This is a genomic window from Roseomonas populi (assembly GCF_024594815.1).
Lineage (GTDB): Bacteria > Pseudomonadota > Alphaproteobacteria > Acetobacterales > Acetobacteraceae > Roseomonas > Roseomonas populi.
This window is the reverse complement of sequence record NZ_JANJOU010000031.1, coordinates 51,062-71,803: the sequence shown is the minus strand read 5'-3', so window position 1 is coordinate 71,803 and position 20,742 is coordinate 51,062. Positions and strand designations below refer to the sequence as shown.

Sequence of the window (20,742 nt, the reverse complement as noted above, 5' to 3'; positions counted from 1 at the left end):
CTCCAAGGCGGCAACGGCCACGACTGGCTGAGCGGGGGCGTCGGCAACGACCAGCTGGAGGGCGGTGCCGGGAACGACACGCTGCAGGGTGACGCCGGGGATGATGCCCTGATCGGCGGGGCGGGCGACGACGTGTTCGGGGACTACCAGGGCGCCAACACCGCCGATGGTGGCGACGGGGCCGACACCTTCCAGTACGTCTCCTACGGGAGCGGCAAGGACACCCTCAAGGGCGGTACCGGCCAGGACGTGTTCGAGCTGTACTGGCAGCTGGGCCAGAACTTCGTCGCCGACCTTGTGAGCGACTTCCAGGCCGGTGCCGGGGGCGACCTGATCAACCTGAACCAGGTCCTGGGCTCCCTGCAGGGCTACCAGTCCGGCAGCAACCCCTTCACGACGGGCTACCTGCGCCTGGTCGAGCAGGACACCAACGGGGACGGTGTCGCGGACGTGACGCTGCTCCAGGTGGACGGCGACGGCCCGACCGGCTCGCGCAAGGAGTGGCGGCTCAACGCGGCGGGAACCGAGTACCAGGAGGTTACGGTCTCCGAGGGTTGGACGACCCTCCTGCAGCTGAACGGGGTGCGCAAAGCCAACCTGACCGTCGCCAACTTCGAACCGAGCTTCTCGCCCACGGGAGCCGGTGTGAAGCTTGTCGGGACAGCGGGTGACGACAACCTTTCCGGCACTCTGAGCAATGACACGCTCCAAGGCGGCAACGGCCACGACTGGCTGAGCGGGGGCGTCGGCAACGACCAGCTGGAGGGCGGTGCCGGGAACGACACGCTGCAGGGTGACGCCGGGGATGATGCCCTGATCGGCGGGGCGGGCGACGACGTGTTCGGGGACTACCAGGGCGCCAACACCGCCGATGGTGGCGACGGGGCCGACACCTTCCAGTACGTCTCCTACGGGAGCGGCAAGGACACCCTCAAGGGCGGTACCGGCCAGGACGTGTTCGAGCTGTACTGGCAGCTGGGCCAGAACTTCGTCGCCGACCTTGTGAGCGACTTCCAGGCCGGTGCCGGGGGCGACCTGATCAACCTGAACCAGGTCCTGGGCTCCCTGCAGGGCTACCAGTCCGGCAGCAACCCCTTCACGACGGGCTACCTGCGCCTGGTCGAGCAGGACACCAACGGGGACGGTGTCGCGGACGTGACGCTGCTCCAGGTGGACGGCGACGGCCCGACCGGCTCGCGCAAGGAGTGGCGGCTCAACGCGGCGGGAACCGAGTACCAGGAGGTTACGGTCTCCGAGGGTTGGACGACCCTCCTGCAGCTGAACGGGGTGCGCAAAGCCAACCTGACCGTCGCCAACTTCGAACCGAGCTTCTCGCCCACGGGAGTTGGTCAAAGCTCAACAGCCACAAGCGGTAACGATTACCTCGTCGGTGGTAGCAGCGACGACGTGCTCACCGGCTTGGCCGGCCAAGACACGCTCGATGGCGGGGATGGAGACGACACCCTGTCCGGCGATGAAGGTGCCGACATGCTACGAGGCGGTGCCGGCGACGACACCCTAATCGGTGGTACCGGCAATGACACGCTGGATGGCGGTGACGGGAGCGACTGGCTGGATCTCTCGGCGGCGACCGGCGTGGCCGTGGTGAACCTGGGCAAGACGGCGGTCCAGACCCTTGTCACCGACCAGGGGCGCGACGTGGTGCTGAACGTCGAGAACGTGCTGGGCGGCGCCTTCGCTGACAACTTCACCGGTACGGCGGGTGCGAACACCCTGATTGGCGGCGGCGGGAACGATCGCCTCTTCGGGCTGGACGGGGCGGATACCCTGCAGGGCGATGCCGGGAACGACACGCTGGACGGCGGGCTCGGGGCGGACTGGCTGGCTGGCGGCGCGGCCGACGACACCTACCTCGTGGACAACCTTGGCGACACCGTGACCGAGACCACCGCCGGCCTGGATGCGGGCGGGCTGGACCTGGTCAAGGCCTCCGTCAGCTTCACCCTCGGCGCCTATGTCGAGAACCTGACCCTGACCGGCACGGCCGCGCTCACGGGCATGGGCAACGGGCTCAACAACGTCCTCACTGGCAATGACGGGGCGAACTTGATCCAGGGCCTGGACGGGAACGACACGCTGATGGGCGGGCGCGGCGCGGACACGCTGCTGGGCGGATCGGGGAACGACACCTTCGTCGGGCTGGACGCGGGCGACTGGCTGGATGGCGGGGAGGGGACGGACACGCTGAGCATGGCGAAGGTGAACTCCCGCTCCTGGATCTACCTCGACGGCACGGACGAGAAAGGGGTGGCGCAGGCCAACGCCTATGCCGCGACGGGCACGGTGCTGCTTTCGGTGGAGAACATCACCGGCTCGGCGAGCGGCAGCGACGCCTACTGGGGCACCTCCGGCGCGAACACCCTGTCCGGCCTGGGTGGCAGCGATCGGCTCTACGGCAAGGGCGGCAATGACCGGCTGGAGGGGGGTGACGGCAACGACACGCTCTCGGGCGGTGCGGGGTCGGACGACCTGATCGGCGGCACGGGGGCGGACCAGTTCGTCTTCGACGTGGCCCCGAACGCCTCGGCGGTGGACCGGATCATCGACTTCGAGGCCGGGATGGACAAGGTGGTGATCTCGCGGGGCGCCTTCGGGATCGCCTCCGGCGCCACGCCGGCGCTGATCGCCAATGCCGCCCCCGTCGCGAGCGGGCCGGGCGGCGTGCTGCTCTACGACACCGCGGGCGGCGGCGCGGGCGGGCTCTTCTGGGACGCGGATGGCGCGGGCGGGACGGCAGCGGTCCAGATCGCCCGCCTGTCCAACGCCGCGCCCATCTCCGCGAGCGACTTCCTCTTCGTGGCGTGACGAAGAGGGCCGGGCACCAGGAGAATACCGCCTCCTGGCGCTTGGCTTCTGCTCAGAACAGAGCGAAGCATTGGTGGCGCGAGTGGAACCAACATCCTCTCGCGCCACCCTGACCGCGTTTCGTCAGGGCTATGGGTCGTAGGACCCGGCTGGTCGGGTCCGACCCAAGGACCTGACCATGACCCCGACCAAGCCGCTTTCCCCCACACAGGCACAAATCCTCGCCGCTGCCGCCCACCACCCGGCGCAGCTGGCCGAGGCGCCACTCAACCTGCCCGTGGCTGCGCGGAACGCAGTGTTTCAGGCCATGCTCAAGGCGGGGCTGGTGGAGGAGGTGCCGGCAACTGGCGATGGCACGGCAATGGTGCTGCGGATCACCGCAGCCGGGCTGGCGGCGGTGGGCGCGTCCTGCACGACGGAGCCGGCCAGAGAGGCCGGCGTGGGCGCACAGGAGGGCGGAGAGGGGCAGCCGGGCATTACCGCTGCCCAGGGAGGCCAGGAGCCGCCCGTCGCGCCTGCTGCCCCACAGAGCCGCACCTCGCTTCGAGACGCCGCCACCGCCCTGCTGGTGGCCTGGGATGCCGGCCTGGAGCGTCCGGCCCTGCCTGCTTCAATGGAGGCGCTCAGGGCGGCCCTGAGGCGTGGTAGGGCAACCCGCCCACCTCGCGACCCCTCCGCACCATGCACCCCACGTGACGGCACCAAGCAGCAGGCCGTCCTCACGCTCCTGCGCCGGAAGGAGGGCGCCACGATCGCTCAGGTGACCGAGGCCACCGGCTGGGCCCAACACACCGTCCGGGGCTTCCTGGCCGGGCTTAAGAAGAAGGGCCAAGCGGTCGAGGTGCTGGAACGGGTGCGCCAGGTCGGACCGGGCTCGCAGGGCGCCAAGGGCAGCTACTCGATCTACCGCATCGGCACTGGGGAGCAGGGCTGATGGGCCCTCGACTTTACCGCTCTCCCGCCCAGCCCCGCTACGCCGTCGCCCTCTACCGCGTCTCCACGGCCGAGCAGGGGCACTCGGGCCTGGGGCTCGAGGCGCAACAGGCCAGCGTTCGAGCCTTCGTCGAACGCGAAGGATGGACCCTGGTCGTAGAGCACCAGGACATCGCGTCCGGCAAGGACGATCGGCGGCCGGGGTTCCAGGCCGCGCTAACCCGCTGCCGGCAGCTCGGGGCGGTGCTGGTCGCCGCCCGCCTCGATCGGATCACTCGGCGCGCCCACACCCTCTCGGGCCTACTGGAGGAGGGCATCTCAATCCGGGCGGCTGACATGCCCGGCGCGGACGATCTGATGATGCGGGTCTACGCGGCCATGGCTCAGAAGGAGCGGGAGCTGATCTCGGAGCGGACTCGTGCGGCGCTGGCCGCGGCACGGGCGAGGGGAGCTGTGCTGGGAGGAGATAGGAGGTGGCGGCCGCCGTCGCCGCCCTGTGCGGCGGCTGCGGCCAGTTTCCGGGCGGAGCAAGCCACGCGGACGGCACACCGGCTGGCTCTTGAACTTGACGATCTCCGGGCTAACGGCATTGCTACCCATCAGGGGCTTGCGAGGGCGCTGATGGCGCGAGGTGTCCCGACACCGCGCGGGAGTGCAACCTGGACCCACACGACTGTTGCACGGTTGCTGGCTCGGAGAGCATCAGGTTGAGCGGATTCTGGCTGCGGTTGAGGCGGGGTCTGCTCGGCGAAGCTGAGGCGCAGAAGAACCGCACGAATGTTGTCGGATTCGATGGGTGCCGCGCAGGGTGGATCGGCTGCATTTGGGCTGGCCCCGGCAGTTCACCGCACGCTGCGTTCCTGCCCTCTCTTCGCATGGCCGAGGAGAGACTGCAGCCAGATGTTGATGTGATCGCGATCGATATCCCGCTCGGCCTTCAAGCTGCGGCCAGCCCCGGTGGGCGCCCCTGTGACCAGCACGCGCGGCGTTTCATCGGCCCCCGCGCCTCCTCGGTCTTCTCACCGCCGGCTCAGGGCGCCTTGTTCAGTCGAGACTATGAGGAAGCGAACCGGCTCAACCGGGCGAGCGGACCAGACGCTCCGGGGCTTTCGAAGCAGGCAGTCGCGCTCTTTCCCAAGTTGAGGGAAGCCGAGCAGGCTCTTGCAGCATCGTCCTGGCTTCGAGAGCGTACCATTGAGGTACACCCCGAGGTCTGCTTTCGGGCGATGGCAGGGCAGCCGCTCGCACATGCAAAGAAGCGATCCCTAGGCAAGGATGAGCGGCGGCAACTCCTGACAGCAGCGGGCTTTGTCGGTCTTCATGTGTTTGAGACCGATGCCAAGCAGGCGGGTGCAGTGACAGACGATGCCCTGGACGCGTGTGCGGCAGCCTGGACAGCTTGGCGTCGTTCCAAGGGAGAAGCAGACTGCTTCCCCCTTGGCGCGAGCGGGCCAGATTACTCGATGCGCATCTGGTTCTAGCTGCATTTGCCGCGGCCACTGCGCCTAGCTGGCGCGTAGCTTGGGTCGGCTCTGCCGGTCCACGTATCCCAGCCCGCGATCGGACTGGCCTGAGGGTCCGTGCGTTTGCCCGCGCGCTCACACTCGGGCCCACCATCCACGGCGCGGACATGCCCGGCGCGGATAACCTGATGATGCGGGGCTACGCAGCGATGGCGCCCGAGGAGCGGAAGCTGATCTCGGAGCGGACCCGGGATAGGGGGTGGCTGCACGGGCGAGATGGGCCGTGTTGGGTGCGGGGCGGGGGATAGAGGCCTCCGTTGCCGGTCTGTGCTGAGGCAGCGACCCGGGCACGCGCGGAGCAGGCGACCCGGAAGGCGCGCCAGCTCGCGCTAGAAAGTAGTGCACTTCGGGCAGAAGGTATTAGTGCTGGGCCGTGCTGGCGCGCATGTCGAAAGAGCGCGGGGTGCCAACGCCGTCAGGAGCCGGTGTCTCGACACACACGACGGTAGCGCGGATCCTCCTGCTGGCAGCCGCTTAGCTCGTAGGCTCACCACCCGGAGCCTGGTAACTAACCACCGCGGAGCGTACTCGGGGCCGCATGACATTGACGAAGGTGTTCACTCGTTGAGCGAGCCACGAGAATGCGGCGCGGCGCTTCTCGGGGTCAGTAAGGGGCGCGGCAACGAGGGCATCCGCAATCCGTGGTCTGCCGTCCTTCTCGGAGAGTTTCGCTGTGCCGCCAAGCTCGTGCTCAACCGCCGACCAGTCTTCCGCAATCGCGCGCATGGCGTACTCGCCCGCGCTGTTGCGGGACGACGAAAGGAAAACACCCACCTCGTCGCGATGAAGGTCGCGGTAGACGGTTAACCAGCTCGTGCCGGCCGGAGCGGGAAGTGAAAGCGTGATGTAACCCTGTCGTGACGGACGCGGCGTCGCCTGCTCTGGATCATCGAGCCGCAGGAAGGTCAGGAACTCAGTCCAGAACTTCAGTCGCTCATTCGCGAGAGCATCGGTTTCGGGGTCTATGTCGGTCGGGCTTGGCGCCTGTTGTTCCTGAAGCGCATATCCCTCGGGCAAGGCTATGACTGTGCGCCTCAAGACTTGGGTGCGGGCCAAGACGCGTGGAGCCACAAGACGGCTGCCGTCAGGAAGGGCATAAATGGGCAGCTCCACCAAGCCTAGGGAGAAGTGCAGACCCGCGTGCGCTTGAAGGTATTCAGCAATCGCTTCGACACCTTCTCTGATCCCGTCTCCGACAATCAGCAGCAGAAAGCGGCCTCGCCGAAGATTTTGAGTGACGGCGTCGTTGAACCTGACCTCCTCGGTATTGGGCGCCGCTTCCCGCACCCTCGCCAGAAGCGGATTGCCTTGTTGACCAACACGACGGCTCACCTCGCGCTGGAGGTCTGACGACGACCAGCGGCTCAGTTCCTTGGCATAGTCGAGTATTTGCCCGACCACCTCTCTCCGGCCCTCGGGGTTGCGCCAAAGCTTGCACTCGACGATGACAGGCAAGCCCGAGGGCGTGATCATGAAGACGTCTATCGGCCCAGCCGGCGTATTTAGCTCCGTGCAGATTGAGACCGGCCCTTCGAACATCGGGTCAATCTCGCTAATCGGCAGGCATGTGGGATGCGAATAAACGAGGTCCTGAATGGTCGCTTCAGTTACGCCACTGCCGCTAGTCCGCTGGTCAAGCACGGCGAGGGGCACTGCTATGCCGGTGCTGGCTGGCAGCAGAATCGGAGTTGTGTGCTGGCGGTTCATTGAGCAACTCCAGTCCTATGTGCCTGCGGCGATTAGAAGAAAGAAGATAACTGCTGCCGGTCATCGGGCCTTCAACGCAGGAGCGGCGCGAATGTGGACCGGGGAGAAAGGCAATGTCCCTGCAGTACACGCATCCACCACGAAGCCGGGCTGTGCAGCAGGTAGAGCATTTGTAAGCTCAGTTCCGCTATTTGCGCCGGCATAGCGTTGCATCGCGAGCTGCGCTGACTGTGTCGTATTGGCCTGAGAGAAGCGTGTCGATTGCGCAGGTGACCCGAGCGGCTCGGAAGATCCTTCCTGTTCGGATTTCTCGGGCTGGCCTCATCGGCGGACCAAGCCGGTACAGAATGTGAGTGCCCTCGACATCCGACCAGCGTGGGTCAGCGCTACCCAAAGCTGGCACGACCTCGTGGCTATCAACATGGCGGACATACTGTAGGCGGCCGTCATATCGAAAGCCGAGGTAGTTCGGAGGCGTCACTGGCCATCCTGTGCCCGCCCCGTAGGGATGGAAGTAGCTGTCGCTCTGCTCAACTACATCGATCCATCTGTAACCTTGTGCCAAACTCCCGTGCGAAAGGGAGACGACGTAGACGAGGTTGCTATCGATCCGCTGGTCAGCCACGTATCCCCCAAGGTGCTGGTCAAGTTCGTTCAACCATAAGCGCTCACGCGAGCCACTCGCGGCGGCAGCTGCCTGCCCGACAAGCCGACGTACTTCCCCCCACGAGAGGTGAGATACGGGGACGCCCAAAACAGCTGATGGTAATAGAAGTGAGGCATAGGGAGTGGCTGCCGCCGACAATGACACGAGCCGCTGTTCGATGCTGCCCTGCACGCGGTTGGCGTACCGCGTGAGCTGGTCCTGTGATGGTGGATCCCAGCCGTGCTTCGCTTCGATAATGATATGCCACCGGTTCGGCGATCGCAGCTCGATGTCCGTGTAGCCTCGGTCCTGCTCTCCATGCCGCTGGAGCTCGATGAGGATGTCCTCAGGTCCGATTGCCAAGCCGAGGTGTTTGAGCAAGCCGTCAGCCAGCGTCCTGCTGTTCGCTAACGTCCAGCCCAACGCGAAAGTGGCCGCGTTCTCATCAGCGCCGAGAAGGCCGAAGACGCTCGCGGGCTCGGATCCACGAACAGTTAGACGATTCGCCATCAGGATAGACTGGGTGATCTGCCTCGTGCTGCCAAGGTCCAGGGCTGAGGCGCAGCGACGATCTCCGAGCTGAGGGCCTGTTCACCACCGAGCAACGGTCGTTGGTCGGTGTTGAACACCCCTGCTCACTCGGCCTTTCCCTGGATGAGGTGCTGGTAGACGCGCGAGGCCTCGACCGGATCGTCGGGCAGCCTCGGCACAAGCGCCTCGATGCGCTTGGCAATGCGGTGGCGCGCGCCGTCCGGGTCGGCCATCTCGGCCTGGACGGTCACGTCGTGCTTCTCCCGCCAGCCGGCTCTCGCCTTCATCCAGAAGATCGCGGCCGCCACCGACCCACCCTCGGTGGCCATGCGATAGAGGCTCTGGCCCACCTTGGCGGTGGCCTCGATCGAGCCGCTGTCGAGCTCCCAGCGGAAGTGCTTCCGGAGCGTCTTCGGGTCGATCCGCAGCAGGGTGGCGATGTTGTCGTGCGGCACCCCGTAGCCGGACATGGCCCGCACCGTCCGGCGCTGGTCGTCGGTCGCCTCGAAGGCGTGGCCCTGGGGCATCTCAGGCGCCCTCAGGCACCAGGGTGGCCCGCTCGGCCCGGACCTGGGCAAAGGTGCCCCCATCGCCCTCCAGCCGCGCCTCCTGGCCCGTGAAGGCCTGCCAGCGGAGCACCGCCACATCGACGTAGGCCGGCGACAGCTCAACCGCGTGGCAGGCGCGCCTGGACATCTCGGCGGCGATCAGGGTGGTGCCTGAGCCGGAGAAGGGCTCGTACACGGCCTGCCCTGGGGAGGAGTTATTCTCGATCGGCCGGCGCATGCACTCGACCGGCTTCTGCGTGCCGTGGACGGTGTCAGTGTCCTGGTCGCGGCTGGGGATGGACCAGAGGGTGGTCTGCTTGCGGTCCCCGGACCAGTGGCCCTTGGCGCTGGCCCGCACGGCGTACCAAGCCGGCTCGTGCTGCCAGTGGTAGTGGCCCCGGCCTAGCACCAGCCGCTCCTTGGCCCAGATGATCTGGGCGCGGATCTCGAACCCGCACGCGGTGAGGCTGTCCGCCACTGTCCCGGCGTGCAGCGCCCCGTGCCAGACATAGGCCACATCGCCCGGGAACAGGGCCCAGGCCTCGCGCCAGTCGGCCCGGTGGTCGTTCAGCACCTTGCCCGTGCGCTGGGTTTTGCTTCCCTCCAGGGCCTCGTTGCGCCAGGAGGGGTCGTACTCGACCCCGTAGGGCGGGTCGGTGACCATAAGATGCGGTCGGACGCCACCCAGTGCGGCCTCGACCACCACAGGGTCGGTACAGTCCCCGCAGACCAGGCGGTGGCGGCCGAGCAGCCATATGTCACCCACGGTGGATACGGGCTGGGCAGGGGCCTCCGGCACGTCGTCCGGGTCAGTGAGCCCCGAGATCGGCTCGGCCAGGAACCCGGCGATCTCGTCCGGCTCGAACCCGGTGAGCGCCAGGTCGAACCCGTCCGCGCCCAACTCGGCCAACTCCACCCGGAGCAGATCCTCGTCCCACCCGGCAGACAGCGCGAGGCGGTTGTCGGCCAGCACGTAGGCCCGTCGCTGGGCGGGGGTGAGATGGGACAGCTCCAGCGTCGGCACCTCGGTCATGCCGAGCTGGCGCGCGGCGAGCAGCCTGCCGTGCCCGGCAATGACGCCCCGCTCGCCGTCGACCAGGACCGGGTTCGTCCAGCCGAACTCACGGATGCTGGCCGCGATCTGGGCGACCTGGGCGGGCGAGTGGGTCCTGGCGTTCCGGGCGTAGGGGATCAGCTCGGCGACGGGAAGCGGTTTGTAAGGGGGAAAGATCGGCGCGGGCGTCGCGGTCATCCACGGCGTCCCTCGATGAGGCGGCAATCGGACACGGGCAGGGGTGTGCCGTCCGGGTTAGGATCGACGATGCGCCGCTGGATGACGTTGATCTGCACCGGCTCGATCGGCTTGCCGTCGGGGCCGCTCACCTCGTGGATCTGCTTCTCGCGCCACCCTGCACGCGCCTTGAGCCAGAAGATGCTGGCGGCGACGTTCCCGGGCGTGGTGGCCTGCTGGTAGAGGCACTGTGCGACCCGGGCATTGGCCTCGTGCACGGCGGTGTCGAGCTCGAAGCGATAGGCGCGGCGCAGGGTCGGCTCGGAGCAGTGGACGACCTTGGCGATCGCGTCCTGCGGGATGCCGTAGGCGGCCATGGTCTTGACCACCCGGCGCTGCTCCTCAGTGGGCGTGTAGCGCGGGGGTGCCATCAGGGGCGGTGTCCCTTGTAGGGCGGGAGCACGGCGCGGGTTCTCTCGGGCATGGCGCGCCTCCTCGGGAGCACGCTGCAGGATACCAAACGCGCCTATGCGAAAGCGACACGACAGGTTTTCGCGGCGCTTCCTTTGTTTGCGATCTTCCCGCGATGCTAAGCCTATCCGGCGTGATTGGCGCTGCCAGCGTTCACGCGCTACACCCCGCGAAGCCGCCGATCGCTCCTCCAAGCCGGTCGGTGGTGAGGGCCGGCTTGTAGGCACCCGCCCGTGCCTCGCCGGCCCGTTCTTCCTCACTACACGATCAATGTGCCGCGGTAGGACGACCTGACCCTATCCCCCAAGACTGCTTGATGTTGCATTTGTTGCTTGCGCGCGTGGAGCGACGGAGAGAGGTGCGGACATTGAAAGAGGGAGGGGAGGGGTGCAATGATGCAATGTCTCGCGCGTGCGTAGCAACATTTGCAACATCGTGCCGCCATAACGGACTAGGGCCTGTTAGTGCTTGAGCCAGTCGAGGGCGGCGGCGAGGTGGAGGACGCCGAGGAAGCTGGATGCGGTCTTCTCGTAACGTGTGGCGACGGCGCGCCACTCCTTGAGCCTGGCCCAGAGGCGTTCGACGCGGTTGCGGTTGTTGTAGATCCAGTCGGGGCAGGCGACCGGGGCCTCATTCCGCTTCGTCGGGATGGCGGGCCGTGCGCCGAGGTCCCAGACGTGCTGGCGGAAGGCATGGCTGGAGTAGCCGCGGTCGCCCACCACCCAGAGCGGCACGCCGGGAAGCGTGGCGAGGAGGGGCACGGCGTGGGGCAGTTCGTGCGCTTGCCCTGGCGTCAGTGAGAAGGCAACGGCGCGGCCTGCGCTGTCCGCGATCACGCAGACCTTGGTGCCGAAGCCGCCACGAGAGCGACCAAGCGCCTCACGCTCATCCCGCTCCGTCGCAGTCGCGCCTTTTTGGCCGCCCCGGTGGCCTTGGCGTGTGCCCGCACGGAGGTGCCGTCGAGGAAGGTCATGCCGAGCCCGATGCCCCGGTCCTGCGCCATGCTCAGCAGGCGTTCCCAGACGCCCAGGCGCGACCAGCGTATGAAGGTCTGTGCGGCCATCCACCAGGGCCCCTCCTCCACCGGCAGGGCCCGCCACTTCGCGCCGTTGTCGTGCCGCCAGAGAATGGCCCCGATGGTCCGGCGCAGGTGCTGAGGTGGCACCTTGGCGTGCGGGCGGCAGGCCTCGACAAGAGGCTCCAGCACCGCCCACTGCTCATCCGTCAGCGCCATCCCGTTCTCCAGAAAGCCAGAGAACGCAGGCACGTGGACGAGGATTCAGGCGCTAACAGGCTCTAGCAGCGCAGGGAAGGCGACCTTAGCTCAAGCGCGTCAGGGATCAACGGCGACACTGAAGGATGTCGGTGCAGCTGTTCACGAGGTGCGGTCTGCAGCGGCACCAGCAACATTTGCAGCATCCCCCATCACGCGCGCCGGCGGGACCGGATGATCTCGCCGACTTCTTCGCGCAGCTCCTTGCGTCGCAGCCGCTCGGCCTCCCCGCGCTCGGCAAAGCGCGTCAGCAAGGCTGGGTTGACGTGCCACGCCGAGGGAGGCCGGGTCGGATCCTGCCGCTCCTCAGGGCGCACCCAGCCCATCGAGACCAGCCCCTCCATGACGTCGAGCAGTTCGCGCCGGCGCTCCGGGGCTCGCAGGGCGCCATAGGCCTGGACGATGTCGCGCATCGCGACGCGCTCCTGACGCTTGGCCAGGATGAACCCCGCGATCCAGCGCGCATGACCGGTCTGCCGCGTCGTGTACATAACCGCGTCTGCCCGCAAGAGGTGCGGCAGGAGAACCTCCTCCAGGTAGGCCGAGGCGCGCCTCGCCGTCTCCGCGGTGAGCACCTGCACTACCGGCCGGCTCTCCCCTTCCTCCACCGGGCTGGCCTGCTCGATGAGATGGAACAGGAGGGCGATCCTCGCCCAAAGGCCCGGCCACTTACCAAAAGCCGCCTTAAGCCGGCCGGAGGTGTCGGGCATAGCGGCGAGGGCTCGGGCCAGTTCATTGCTTTCCTCGCGATAGAGATGCGCGTCCGCGTGCAGCACCACAGGGCCGAAGGAGCTCCCAAACTGCGGGCGCGGTGGATGCAGTGCCGCAAGCCTGCGGACCAGGCTCTCGTACCCCTCCAGGGCCTTGCGGTCAGGCTGCCTGTCCTCCCCCTTACCCTGGGCCGCGGGCACGCAGAAGACGAAGCGCTGCAGCAGGCCGTCCTCCTCGGCGTTCTGCGCCACCTTCTGAATAGGGCCGGGCTGGATGCCACCGATGAAGCAGGCCGACCAATTCGGGATGGCAAAGCTGCCGCGAAGGATGCGGTCGATCGTGTAGCGCCCACCATTGTAGAGACGCAGATAGGCGCCGCGGTCGGAACTGCCCGTCCCTCCTGACCGGTAACGGTCGAAGCTCGCGAGCCACTCGCTCATCTCGTCCTGCCGCACCAAGATTTTGCCTGCCGGGGCGCGCTGTCTCGCGTCAGAGTCGTCGCGCAGCGCCTCGGAGAGCGCTTCGACGGTGGTGCCCTCGACCAGATATCGGTCGAGACGCGGTCGCCGGGGCTCCTCGCCCGGCTCGCCCTTCCCAGACTTCTTGGCCGCCTTCCAGGCCTCCAGGGCGGCGAGATAGGCGACCATGGCCTGGCTGAAGCGCTCACGGGCCTCAGCCTCCAAGCGGTCTATCGGCTTGGTGCAGGCGGCGATGACAGGGGATTTCAGGATCGAGGGGTCGCCCACCAGCCCGCCCCAGAGCCGGGGATTCTCGGTCCAAGTATCGTCAAAGCGCTTGGGCTGGATGCACCACCGATCGCTGACCGCTGCGGCGCAGGTGACCAGCGCGGCGAGGGCAACGCCGGCCGGATCCACTCCCATGCGGGCCGCGGTGTCGTGGACGAATGGGTAGAGCGTCTCCGGCAGGTGCTCCGGGCGCAACTCTGGTGCGCCGGTCAGCTCGTCGTCGGCGAGGAAGTCGATCGGCTCCGGCCATTCCTGGTCCGACAACGCCGCCGGCGTGCTGGGTCGGTGCCGGCCCCGCTGAGGTGGAGCGGCGGGGCGCTCTCCCCGATCCTTGGCGGCAGCCTCCTTGCCGTAGATGCCATCCAGGCAGCGGTCGATGTCGGCGTAGCGGTTCTGCCAGCGGTGATCACGGTCGGCGGGGCCGACCTCCTCCATGGCCGTCCTCAGCCTCTGCCGCGCTTCCATGTAGGGGATGCCGTCCCGAGCCCAGCGGCCGAGCAGGCGGACGGAGGCGGCGTGGTATGCCGCACCGGAACGGATCTCATCCAGAAGGGCCGGCTCATCCACGGGGCCCTGCCTTGGCGCCCCGTCCGGGGCCTTGGCCGAGAGGGTGTTCGGCTTGCCCCGCCAGGTCTCATCGAGTTCGTCCAGGAGGTCGATCGGCGTTCCGTCCACGAGCTCGACCCTGTGGTCCGGGTTCGAAGCGACTGACCCGAAGTAGTAGGCCTGGGACAGTGTCCAGCTCTCGCCGGAGAAGACGCCGGCGAATAGTCCGTTCAGCCGCCCGAGGAGGTGGGACCGCTGGTCGGGCGGCAGCTCCTGCGAGATAGGGCAGAGCACCCGCCACCGGGGCCTGGCTGTGGTGTGCGACGGGGACGTGTAGATCAGGCAGAGGAGGTCGGCCTTGGTCGCGACCTCCACCGCCTCCTCGAAGGACATCCGCTCCCCGTCGTAATCGGCCTCAATGCCGGAGATGGACAGCACATTGGCATCGTGGCGCAGGCTGCCCTTCTCGGTCCGGCTCTCACCGAAGCGGGCCAGCTTGAGCCAGGGGAGCTGGGCCTTGGTGGATGCGGTGGTCGAGGCGATCCGCCCAGCCAAGTGGCGGAGGGTGGTCAGCTCCTCGCCCTTTCGGGTCGCGGCGTAGTCCCCGAACAGGGTCACTGCAACGGGGCGATCGAAGAGGTCCCTTGGGTCTGCCTCGGTCCGGCCAAGAGAGATGGTGGCCTGTTCGGCGCTCACTGCAGCGGCACCGTGCTGTCGAGGGTGCCCGTGGTCAGCGCGTCCTTGCAGAACGTGCGGGCGAGGTCCTCCTCTGTGCAGCCGAGGGCCTGACAGAGCTCCTGGAGGTCGACGTGCAGGTCGCCGGTGCGCGGGTTGATGCGTGGCTGCAGCCCGAGACGGGCAAAGAAGGCGAGCAGCGCGATGCGCAGCGCGGCCTGCTCCTCCGGCGTGAAGGTGGGGCGGTCCGGCATCGGCATCACCCCGCGATCCCACGGGCAAAGCGCTCAGGCCCGGTGAGGGCCTGTTCGGCCTGCGCCTTGGTGGTGCGCCGCTGGGCGGCCTCGTAGGCGAGGACGTCCTCCAGGCGGTAGGCCACGGAGCCGCCGAGCTTGAGGTAGGCCGGGCCCTGGTTGGTCCAGCGCCAGCGCTCCAGGGTGCGGGGGGAGACGCGCCAGCGGCGGGCCAGTTCGGCCTGGTGCAGAAGGGTGATGGACATCGTGCTGTTCCTCGCAGTCCGGTTGGTGACTGCGGGGAAGGTCGAAGAAGGGGCTCCAGAAAGTCCCCAGAAGGATGCCAGAAGGATGCCAGAAGGATCGCCAGAAGACCCTCAGGGCACGAGGCGCCAAAGCCCACCCTGGCTTTTGAGGAAGCGGGACAACTCCTTCCAGCGTTTTGCGCCAAAGAGACGGTCGGGGCTGCCGAGGTGCGTGATCTCACCGACCGGAAGTCCGCGGCCCTCCTCGAATGCCGCGACCAGCGACCGGATTGCAGCGACGTGCCCTGGCGCCGTGAAGGTCAGGACCTCGTTGCCGTTGATCGTCAGTGTCCGTCCGTCCGGAGACAGCGCGATGGGCCGGCCATCATCGCGGGGCGGCGCGCCGCTGATCCGTGCGCCGAGGATCTCGCCCGAGACGGCGGGAGCATCTGGCGTGGTAAGCACGTCCCGCATCGGGACCACCGAGGTCCCAGGCAGTTCGAGGTCGTCGAGGCGCTCGCCTCGGCTGCTCGTCAGCAGAACGCGTAGCCGGGGATGCGGACGTGCCAGGAGTGCGGCCTTGACCTGCTTCTGCACCACGCGATCCGAGAGGCGGCGAGCGAACCAGAGCGAGTTCCGCTGCGGTCCATTGTTGAGGCGCACTTCGCCCAGTTCCCAGGCAAGCCCGTCCACCCGTTCGATGGGCTGCCAGCAGGAGGGAAGTTCGAGGCCTCCCATCATGCTCGCGAGGACGGCCGCGACGTCGACCCGCCGCCGCACGAGCTGCTCAGGCGGAACCCGGAGAGGGCCACACGTCGCACTGAACGCCGCTAAGCCCCCGAGCCGATCCGACCAGAACAGCGACACGGGGACGTCGTCATCGTCGCCCGGCACCACCGCGACGTTCTCGTGCCCGTCTGGGACCAGCAGACCGGCCTCGCAAAGGAGGGCTGTCTCCCCCGGCTGCATCCCCGCCGCCGCGCCCGACAGGCAGGGCTCGCGCCCTTCTAGGAGGGTTAGAAGGAGCGCAACCGCCTCCCGGGTCAGCTCAGCAGGGCAGCTCACCTCAGAGATCTCTCAGCAGGCCCCAGCGGCGCAGGTACTTCTCGCCGATCAGCCGCTCGCGGTCCGTCCGGTCCTTCAGGTCGCAGCCCTTGGGCATGGAGATGCGCACGGGCAGGGTTCGCTTGCCCCTCCGACCCGGGGTGGCCCGGAAGCTGATGGTGAACTGCGTCTGCACGATGAGGTAGTTCTCGATCCGCTGTCCCTGGTCGCGCAGTCGCTCCTCGGCCACCTGCCAGATGCTGCGGTCCGACCCGCGGCGGCACTCCAGCGTGATGCGCTCGCCCTGGCTGTCGTACGGCATCAGCCGCAGCAGGTTCACCCGCACCCCCTCGATGCCATCCTCCGGGTCGTGGGGAAAGGAGAAGGGTTCCCGCAGGCGCTCCAGGCTGTACTGGCGCACGCGGAGCCGGTCGCCCAAGAACAGGCTGCCGAGCAGGTGACTGGCAAACATCCGCACCAACTCCTCACGCGTCTCGGCAACGGGCGCGACAACCTCCACGGTTCCGGTGTCCGGCTCATAGGTAAGCGCGGCCTCGATCACTGGGCGCCAGGGCCTGCGGTCGAGTCTGCCGTCCACGAACTCGCGGATGTCGCCCGCCCGGCCCTCGCGGTAGATCGCCACCTGCACGAGCGATGCATCCTCGCTGCCGAGGACGGGGCGGGCACGGTCGCAGATCTCGACGTGGACGTGGCGGCTTTCGAAGCGTTCGGCGATGGCCTTCTGGAACTCCTGGAGGGCCGTACCCTCCCGGGCCACGCTGCATTCGGGCTGGAGGACGAAGCCCTCCCAGAGCCGCCCGAAGCGCTTGTCGTCGGCATAGCGAACCTCCTCGGCGTGACTGAAGCCCGCGGGGTCGTGCTGAAACATCCAGAGGGCGCGGGCGTGGCTGTTCTCCAACATGTCGAGAACGGCACGCGAGGAGGTGACCGAGTAGAGGGCTGCCTCGCCGGCCTCGTCGGCCATGGCGCCGACCCGGTCAGCGTCGTTGAGGACCTTGTCGCGGGAGAGATCGTCGAGGTCGTTCACGGCCTGCAGCAGCGGCGCGACAATCGCATGCCCTGGACCATCCCAGGGTAGCTCCGGTGGCAGTGGCGCCTGCAGAGCATCGAAGTAGCCGCGAAGAGCTGCGGGCGGCGTGCTGCGGAGGAACTGGGCAACGGTCGGCATGGGTGGGGCAGGACTCCGAGGGGGAACCAGGATCGGGCCCCCGGAGGAGGCGCCCGATTCGCTGGGATTATAGTCCGCAACACTTCGTTCTACCTTTGTTTTCGCTCCCCTACACTAAGCGACTGTTTTTGCTGTTTCGACTGCTGGAGATGATCCACTCCTGGTCGTCGAACATGCAGCGCCAAACCCCCAAGCCCGCCCCCAACCTCCACCTCCCCCCGCACCTGCGCGAGGTCTGCGCCCTGCTCGCGGCGGGGCTGGTGCGGCTCCGTGCCCACACCGCCGAGGATCTCGCGCGAGACGCCGAGACGATCCGGGTTGGGGGAGAGAGTTCGCTACACTTCCGGCCTCAACAGAGCGGTGGTGCGGGTGTCCAAACCGGGAGACACGCATGAGCCAGAGTTCCACCGAGTGGCGGGGGAGGGGCATGGGCGCGAGCCGGGCAGCCCAGCCGCTACCTCCTCCTCGCACCGCGCCGACCTTTCCCTCCATCCCGCCCGCGGACGTGCTGGGTCGTTTGGCCGCCCTGAAGGGCACGCCGACAGCAGGGCTGAAGCAGCAGTGGCGCGAGCTGTTCGGCAAGGAACCGCCCCCGTTCAACCGGGCCTACCTGGTCAGCCGGCTGGCGTACCGGATCCAGGAGCTCGCTTACGGTGGCCTGAAGCCTGAGACCCGGGCCCGCCTGGAGGCGCTCGGCGAGCAGCTGGACGGCGGCAACGTGGTCCTGCGCCGGATCCGGGCGGACAGCCGTCCTCTCGCCGGCACGCGCCTGATCCGCGAATGGCAGGGTGTCGAGCACGCGGTGACGGTGCTCCAGGACGGCTTCGAGTACGAGGGCCGCCCCTACCGGTCGCTTTCCGCGGTGGCGCGGCACATCACCGGCACGCGCTGGAACGGGTGGACCTTCTTCGGGCTCAAGGGCGGGCGGGGGAACGGCTGATGGCCCGGCGTTCGACCTCCACTACCCTCAGCCCCGCCATTCCCCCCACCCCTGCCCGGCGCCTCCGGTGTGCCGTCTACACCCGCAAGAGCACGGAGGAGGGGCTGGAGCGCGAGTTCAACACCCTTGATGTCCAGCGCGACGCCTGTGAGGCCTACGTGCTGTCCCAGCGTGCTGAGGGCTGGACCCTGGTCCAGGACCGCTACGACGACGGAGGCTTCTCGGGTGGGAACCTGGAGCGCCCGGCCCTGCAGCGGCTCATACGCGACATCGAGCAGGACCGGGTGGACGTGGTGGTGGTTTACAAAATCGACCGCCTGAGCCGGTCGCTGATGGACTTTTCCCGCCTGGTGGAGACCTTCGAGGCGCACGGGGTGACCTTCGTCTCGGTGACCCAGTCCTTCAACACCACGACGAGCATGGGGCGGCTGACGCTCAACATCCTCCTCAGCTTCGCCCAGTTCGAGCGCGAGGTGATCGGGGAGCGCATCCGGGACAAGTTCGCGGCCTCCCGGGCGCGCGGCATGTGGATGGGAGGCAAGGTGCCGCTCGGCTACGACGTGAAGGACCGGAAACTCCTGATCAACGCGGCCGAGGCCAGCACCGTCCGGCGCGTGTTCGAGTTGTTCCTGCAGACCCGATCCGGCACCGGCACCGCCCGCCAGCTCCAGGCCGAGGGTCGGACCAGCAAGACGGGCCGGCCCCTGAACAAGGGCGACGTCTACAAGCTGCTGGCGAATCGGACCTACGTCGGCGAGGCCGCGCATAAGGGGAAGGTCTACCCCGGTGAGCACGAGGCCATCATCGACCGGGCGCTCTGGGACCGGGTGCACGCTGCCCTGGCCCAGCATCCCAAGCTCCGGGGGAACGCCCATCGAAACCAGACGCCGGCGCTGCTGAAGGGGCTCCTCTACGGCTCGGACGGTCGAGCCATGTCGCCGAGCCACACGCGGCGGCGTGGGCGGCTGTACCGGTACTACGTGAGCCAGAGCGCGCTGAAGGGTACGGAGGACACCGACCCTAGCCTCGTGCGGCGCATCTCGGCCGCGGAAATCGAAGGGGCGGTCGTCACCCAGGTGCGTGCCCTCCTGCGCCAGCCGGAGATCATCGTGGGCACCTGGGCGGCGGCGCGGGTCAGCGACCCCGACCTGACCGAGGGCGAGAGCCGGGACGCCCTGCTCCAGCTGGAGCCGCTCTGGGACCAGCTATTCCCGGCGGAGCAGGCGCGGGTCATCGGGCTGCTGGTCGAGCGGGTGAGGGTGTCGAGCACGGGGGCGGACATCAGGCTCCGGGTGGAGGGGCTCGCGAGCCTCGTGCGGGATCTAGGTGGGGGGCGGGGGCAGATGCTGGAGGCGGCGGAATGAGTGCCACGCATCCGACCAGCCTCACAGTTCAGGTGCCGCTGCGAATCCGGCGCCGGCCGGGGCGGAAGACGGTCGTCGTGCCGGAGGGGGTGGTGAGTTCCGTGGTGCCCAGGCCTACCACCCAGACGCATGGTGACCCGGCGCTCGTGAAGGCACTGGCCCGGGCATTCCGGTATCAACGCATGCTCGACGAGGGCCAGTACGCGTCCATCACCGAGATGGCCGAGGCTGAGCGCCTGGACCGCGGGTACATGGGGCGATTGCTGCAGCTGACGCTACTGGCGCCGGAGATTGTGGAGGCTGTGCTGGATCGGGCCGGGTCTGTCCCGAGTCTTCCGCAACTGATGGCACCCTGGCCAGTGATATGGAATGAACAAATCGTCACCTTCTCCCGCCCGTAGAGATCACTTACCACCGGCTGGACCTCCAAATCGTGTTCCTGTTCTGTTCTAACTCGGTCTAAGCTAGGCCTATGAGCCACCTTCATGACACCAACGCTCCTCCCCCTGATCTTGACGTGCTGGCGGCACGATCGGCTGAGCAACGATACCGGATCCTGGTGGAGCGTGGAGTATCCAAGGTGCAGGCCTGGCAGGAGGCGGTGTCCGTCTTCGCAGGTCACCACCCAAGCTGGCCCATGCTACTCGCGGAGCATGAGGCAGCCCGGACGGTTGGGGCGCTGATCCTCAATCGGCAGGCGGCCGCGAGCGATCGTCCGAAGTCATCGGCCAACAAAATCCCGCTGGATCTTCTGGTCGATCTGACGACGCCCGAGACGGCTGAGAGCATGCGCGCGACAGCGAGGGTTGCCAAGATGGGATTGGGAGCCGTCTCGATCTTCCGAGGGGCCTGGAAGCTGGCGGGCAACGTGCGGCCTGTGACCTCGCGATCGCAACTCGCCGGTCCGTCCGCGGCCGGTGCGGCTCGTCGCCATAACGAGGCCGCCGTGACGAGCGCCATATAAGCGACGCAGCGAGCTATTCTAGTAGGCTTAATCGGGCGGCCTTCATCGCCGCCCTACCAGCGTTCAGCCCAGTTTAGGATTGCCCCATCTCGCGCACGACCCGCTGCGCGGCTCGGTGCTTGCCCGGCGCGGGCAGCACGTTGCCAGATGTGCCCTAATCTTCACGTCCCGATAAGGAATGCGATTGGCCTGTCGGTCTGGACACCCGCGTCATCATAGCAGCCGTCTGCGAACACAAGCCCTGCTCGGACGAAGGCAGCATAGAGAGCAGAGCGGGTGGCCCGCGAGGAGCGGTACTGGCCTAGTTCGAACTTCTTTACTGTCGAGCTTGAGCACAAGGCGGCCATGGCCAAATCGCCTTGCGTCCATCCAAGCGAGGCTCTCGCTTCCCTGCAT

At 67.6% G+C, this 20,742-nt stretch carries 18 protein-coding genes; 8 read left to right on the top strand and 10 right to left on the bottom strand.

Features of this window, described 5'->3' with window-relative positions:
* The 4 genes from NRP21_RS24895 to NRP21_RS24880 all read left to right on the top strand — a co-directional run.
* A partial coding sequence (locus NRP21_RS24895) for a calcium-binding protein (RefSeq protein WP_308219935.1) occupies nt 1-2,826 on the top strand: 2,826 nt, incomplete at its 5' end.
* Between the two features lie 178 nt (nt 2,827-3,004).
* Nucleotides 3,005-3,760, top strand: a complete 756-nt coding sequence (locus NRP21_RS24885) for a DUF3489 domain-containing protein (protein ID WP_257718941.1) — start codon at nt 3,005-3,007, stop codon at nt 3,758-3,760.
* On the top strand, nt 3,760-4,470 hold the full coding sequence (locus NRP21_RS28115; RefSeq protein WP_408639661.1) for a recombinase family protein: 711 nt from the start codon (nt 3,760-3,762) through the stop codon (nt 4,468-4,470). The genes NRP21_RS24885 and NRP21_RS28115 overlap by 1 nt, the downstream gene beginning before the upstream one ends.
* Nucleotides 4,467-5,240 carry a DUF429 domain-containing protein gene (locus NRP21_RS24880; protein WP_257718940.1) on the top strand — a complete coding sequence of 258 codons (774 nt, stop codon included), beginning with the start codon at nt 4,467-4,469 and terminating at the stop codon, nt 5,238-5,240. Before NRP21_RS28115 ends, NRP21_RS24880 begins: the two co-directional genes overlap by 4 nt.
* Nucleotides 5,241-5,756: 516 nt before the next feature.
* On the opposite strand, the gene NRP21_RS24875 is transcribed toward NRP21_RS24880, so the two are convergent.
* From NRP21_RS24875 to NRP21_RS24830, 10 genes are all read right to left on the bottom strand, one after another.
* A complete protein-coding gene (locus NRP21_RS24875) occupies nt 5,757-6,989 on the bottom strand; it encodes a hypothetical protein (protein ID WP_257718939.1) in 1,233 nt (410 codons plus the stop codon).
* A 1,281-nt stretch (nt 6,990-8,270) separates the two neighbouring features.
* On the bottom strand, nt 8,271-8,693 hold the full coding sequence (locus NRP21_RS24870; RefSeq protein ID WP_257718938.1) for a hypothetical protein: 423 nt from the start codon (nt 8,691-8,693) through the stop codon (nt 8,271-8,273).
* A 1-nt stretch (nt 8,694) separates the two neighbouring features.
* Nucleotides 8,695-9,966 carry a site-specific DNA-methyltransferase gene (locus tag NRP21_RS24865; RefSeq protein ID WP_257718937.1) on the bottom strand — a complete coding sequence of 424 codons (1,272 nt, stop codon included), beginning with the start codon at nt 9,964-9,966 and terminating at the stop codon, nt 8,695-8,697.
* Complete coding sequence (locus NRP21_RS24860) at nt 9,963-10,376, bottom strand: hypothetical protein (RefSeq protein WP_257718936.1); 414 nt, start codon at nt 10,374-10,376, stop codon at nt 9,963-9,965. The genes NRP21_RS24865 and NRP21_RS24860 overlap by 4 nt, the downstream gene beginning before the upstream one ends.
* Before the next feature lie 501 nt (nt 10,377-10,877).
* Nucleotides 10,878-11,650, bottom strand: a protein-coding gene (locus NRP21_RS24855) for an IS5 family transposase (RefSeq protein ID WP_257718935.1) whose coding sequence is annotated in 2 segments (ribosomal slippage) — nt 10,878-11,332 and nt 11,332-11,650 — 774 coding nt in all. Because the reading frame shifts where the segments join, the coding sequence is not laid out codon by codon here.
* Between the two features lie 191 nt (nt 11,651-11,841).
* The gene (locus tag NRP21_RS24850) at nt 11,842-14,388 is read right to left on the bottom strand and encodes a YfjI family protein (RefSeq protein ID WP_257718934.1); all 2,547 of its coding nucleotides are present in this window, start codon (nt 14,386-14,388) and stop codon (nt 11,842-11,844) included.
* Nucleotides 14,385-14,627, bottom strand: a complete 243-nt coding sequence (locus NRP21_RS24845) for a hypothetical protein (RefSeq protein WP_257718933.1) — start codon at nt 14,625-14,627, stop codon at nt 14,385-14,387. Before NRP21_RS24845 ends, NRP21_RS24850 begins: the two co-directional genes overlap by 4 nt.
* Nucleotides 14,627-14,866 carry a helix-turn-helix transcriptional regulator gene (locus NRP21_RS24840; protein ID WP_257718932.1) on the bottom strand — a complete coding sequence of 80 codons (240 nt, stop codon included), beginning with the start codon at nt 14,864-14,866 and terminating at the stop codon, nt 14,627-14,629. Before NRP21_RS24840 ends, NRP21_RS24845 begins: the two co-directional genes overlap by 1 nt.
* Before the next feature lie 111 nt (nt 14,867-14,977).
* On the bottom strand, nt 14,978-15,814 hold the full coding sequence (locus NRP21_RS24835) for a hypothetical protein (protein ID WP_257718931.1): 837 nt from the start codon (nt 15,812-15,814) through the stop codon (nt 14,978-14,980).
* 97 nt (nt 15,815-15,911) lie between these two features.
* A complete protein-coding gene (locus tag NRP21_RS24830; RefSeq protein WP_257718930.1) occupies nt 15,912-17,078 on the bottom strand; it encodes a hypothetical protein in 1,167 nt (388 codons plus the stop codon).
* Nucleotides 17,079-17,469: 391 nt separating this feature from the next.
* Here NRP21_RS24830 and NRP21_RS24825 point away from each other — a divergent pair, with 391 nt between their 5' ends.
* The 4 genes from NRP21_RS24825 to NRP21_RS24810 all read left to right on the top strand — a co-directional run bounded on the left by NRP21_RS24825 (nt 17,470) and on the right by NRP21_RS24810 (nt 20,346).
* Nucleotides 17,470-18,018, top strand: a complete 549-nt coding sequence (locus NRP21_RS24825; protein ID WP_456300250.1) for a DUF2924 domain-containing protein — start codon at nt 17,470-17,472, stop codon at nt 18,016-18,018.
* Nucleotides 18,018-19,382: a recombinase family protein gene (locus tag NRP21_RS24820; protein WP_257718929.1), complete on the top strand. Its 1,365-nt coding sequence runs from the start codon at nt 18,018-18,020 to the stop codon at nt 19,380-19,382. The genes NRP21_RS24825 and NRP21_RS24820 overlap by 1 nt, the downstream gene beginning before the upstream one ends.
* Nucleotides 19,379-19,783, top strand: coding sequence for a hypothetical protein (locus NRP21_RS24815; protein ID WP_257718928.1), 405 nt, complete (start codon nt 19,379-19,381; stop codon nt 19,781-19,783). The genes NRP21_RS24820 and NRP21_RS24815 overlap by 4 nt, the downstream gene beginning before the upstream one ends.
* A gap of 71 nt (nt 19,784-19,854) precedes the next feature.
* Entirely contained in the window at nt 19,855-20,346 is a 492-nt protein-coding gene (locus NRP21_RS24810; RefSeq protein WP_257718927.1) for a hypothetical protein, read from the top strand.
* The last annotated feature ends 396 nt before the right edge of the window (nt 20,347-20,742 follow it).

What these genes read in the sequence shown, in the direction of transcription:
- NRP21_RS24860 (WP_257718936.1), bottom strand. Translation starts at nt 10,376, where the DNA reads ATGGCACCCCCGCGCTACACGCCCACTGAGGAGCAGCGCCGGGTGGTC.
- NRP21_RS24825 (WP_456300250.1), top strand. Translation starts at nt 17,470, where the DNA reads ATGAGCCAGAGTTCCACCGAGTGGCGGGGGAGGGGCATGGGCGCGAGC.
- NRP21_RS24885 (WP_257718941.1), top strand. Translation starts at nt 3,005, where the DNA reads ATGACCCCGACCAAGCCGCTTTCCCCCACACAGGCACAAATCCTCGCC.
- NRP21_RS24835 (WP_257718931.1), bottom strand. Translation starts at nt 15,814, where the DNA reads ATGCAGCCGGGGGAGACAGCCCTCCTTTGCGAGGCCGGTCTGCTGGTC.
- NRP21_RS24810 (WP_257718927.1), top strand. Translation starts at nt 19,855, where the DNA reads ATGAGCCACCTTCATGACACCAACGCTCCTCCCCCTGATCTTGACGTG.
- NRP21_RS28115 (WP_408639661.1), top strand. Translation starts at nt 3,760, where the DNA reads ATGGGCCCTCGACTTTACCGCTCTCCCGCCCAGCCCCGCTACGCCGTC.
- NRP21_RS24875 (WP_257718939.1), bottom strand. Translation starts at nt 6,989, where the DNA reads ATGAACCGCCAGCACACAACTCCGATTCTGCTGCCAGCCAGCACCGGC.
- NRP21_RS24830 (WP_257718930.1), bottom strand. Translation starts at nt 17,078, where the DNA reads ATGCCGACCGTTGCCCAGTTCCTCCGCAGCACGCCGCCCGCAGCTCTT.
- NRP21_RS24845 (WP_257718933.1), bottom strand. Translation starts at nt 14,627, where the DNA reads ATGCCGATGCCGGACCGCCCCACCTTCACGCCGGAGGAGCAGGCCGCG.
- NRP21_RS24870 (WP_257718938.1), bottom strand. Translation starts at nt 8,693, where the DNA reads ATGCCCCAGGGCCACGCCTTCGAGGCGACCGACGACCAGCGCCGGACG.
- NRP21_RS24865 (WP_257718937.1), bottom strand. Translation starts at nt 9,966, where the DNA reads ATGACCGCGACGCCCGCGCCGATCTTTCCCCCTTACAAACCGCTTCCC.
- NRP21_RS24820 (WP_257718929.1), top strand. Translation starts at nt 18,018, where the DNA reads ATGGCCCGGCGTTCGACCTCCACTACCCTCAGCCCCGCCATTCCCCCC.
- NRP21_RS24840 (WP_257718932.1), bottom strand. Translation starts at nt 14,866, where the DNA reads ATGTCCATCACCCTTCTGCACCAGGCCGAACTGGCCCGCCGCTGGCGC.
- NRP21_RS24815 (WP_257718928.1), top strand. Translation starts at nt 19,379, where the DNA reads ATGAGTGCCACGCATCCGACCAGCCTCACAGTTCAGGTGCCGCTGCGA.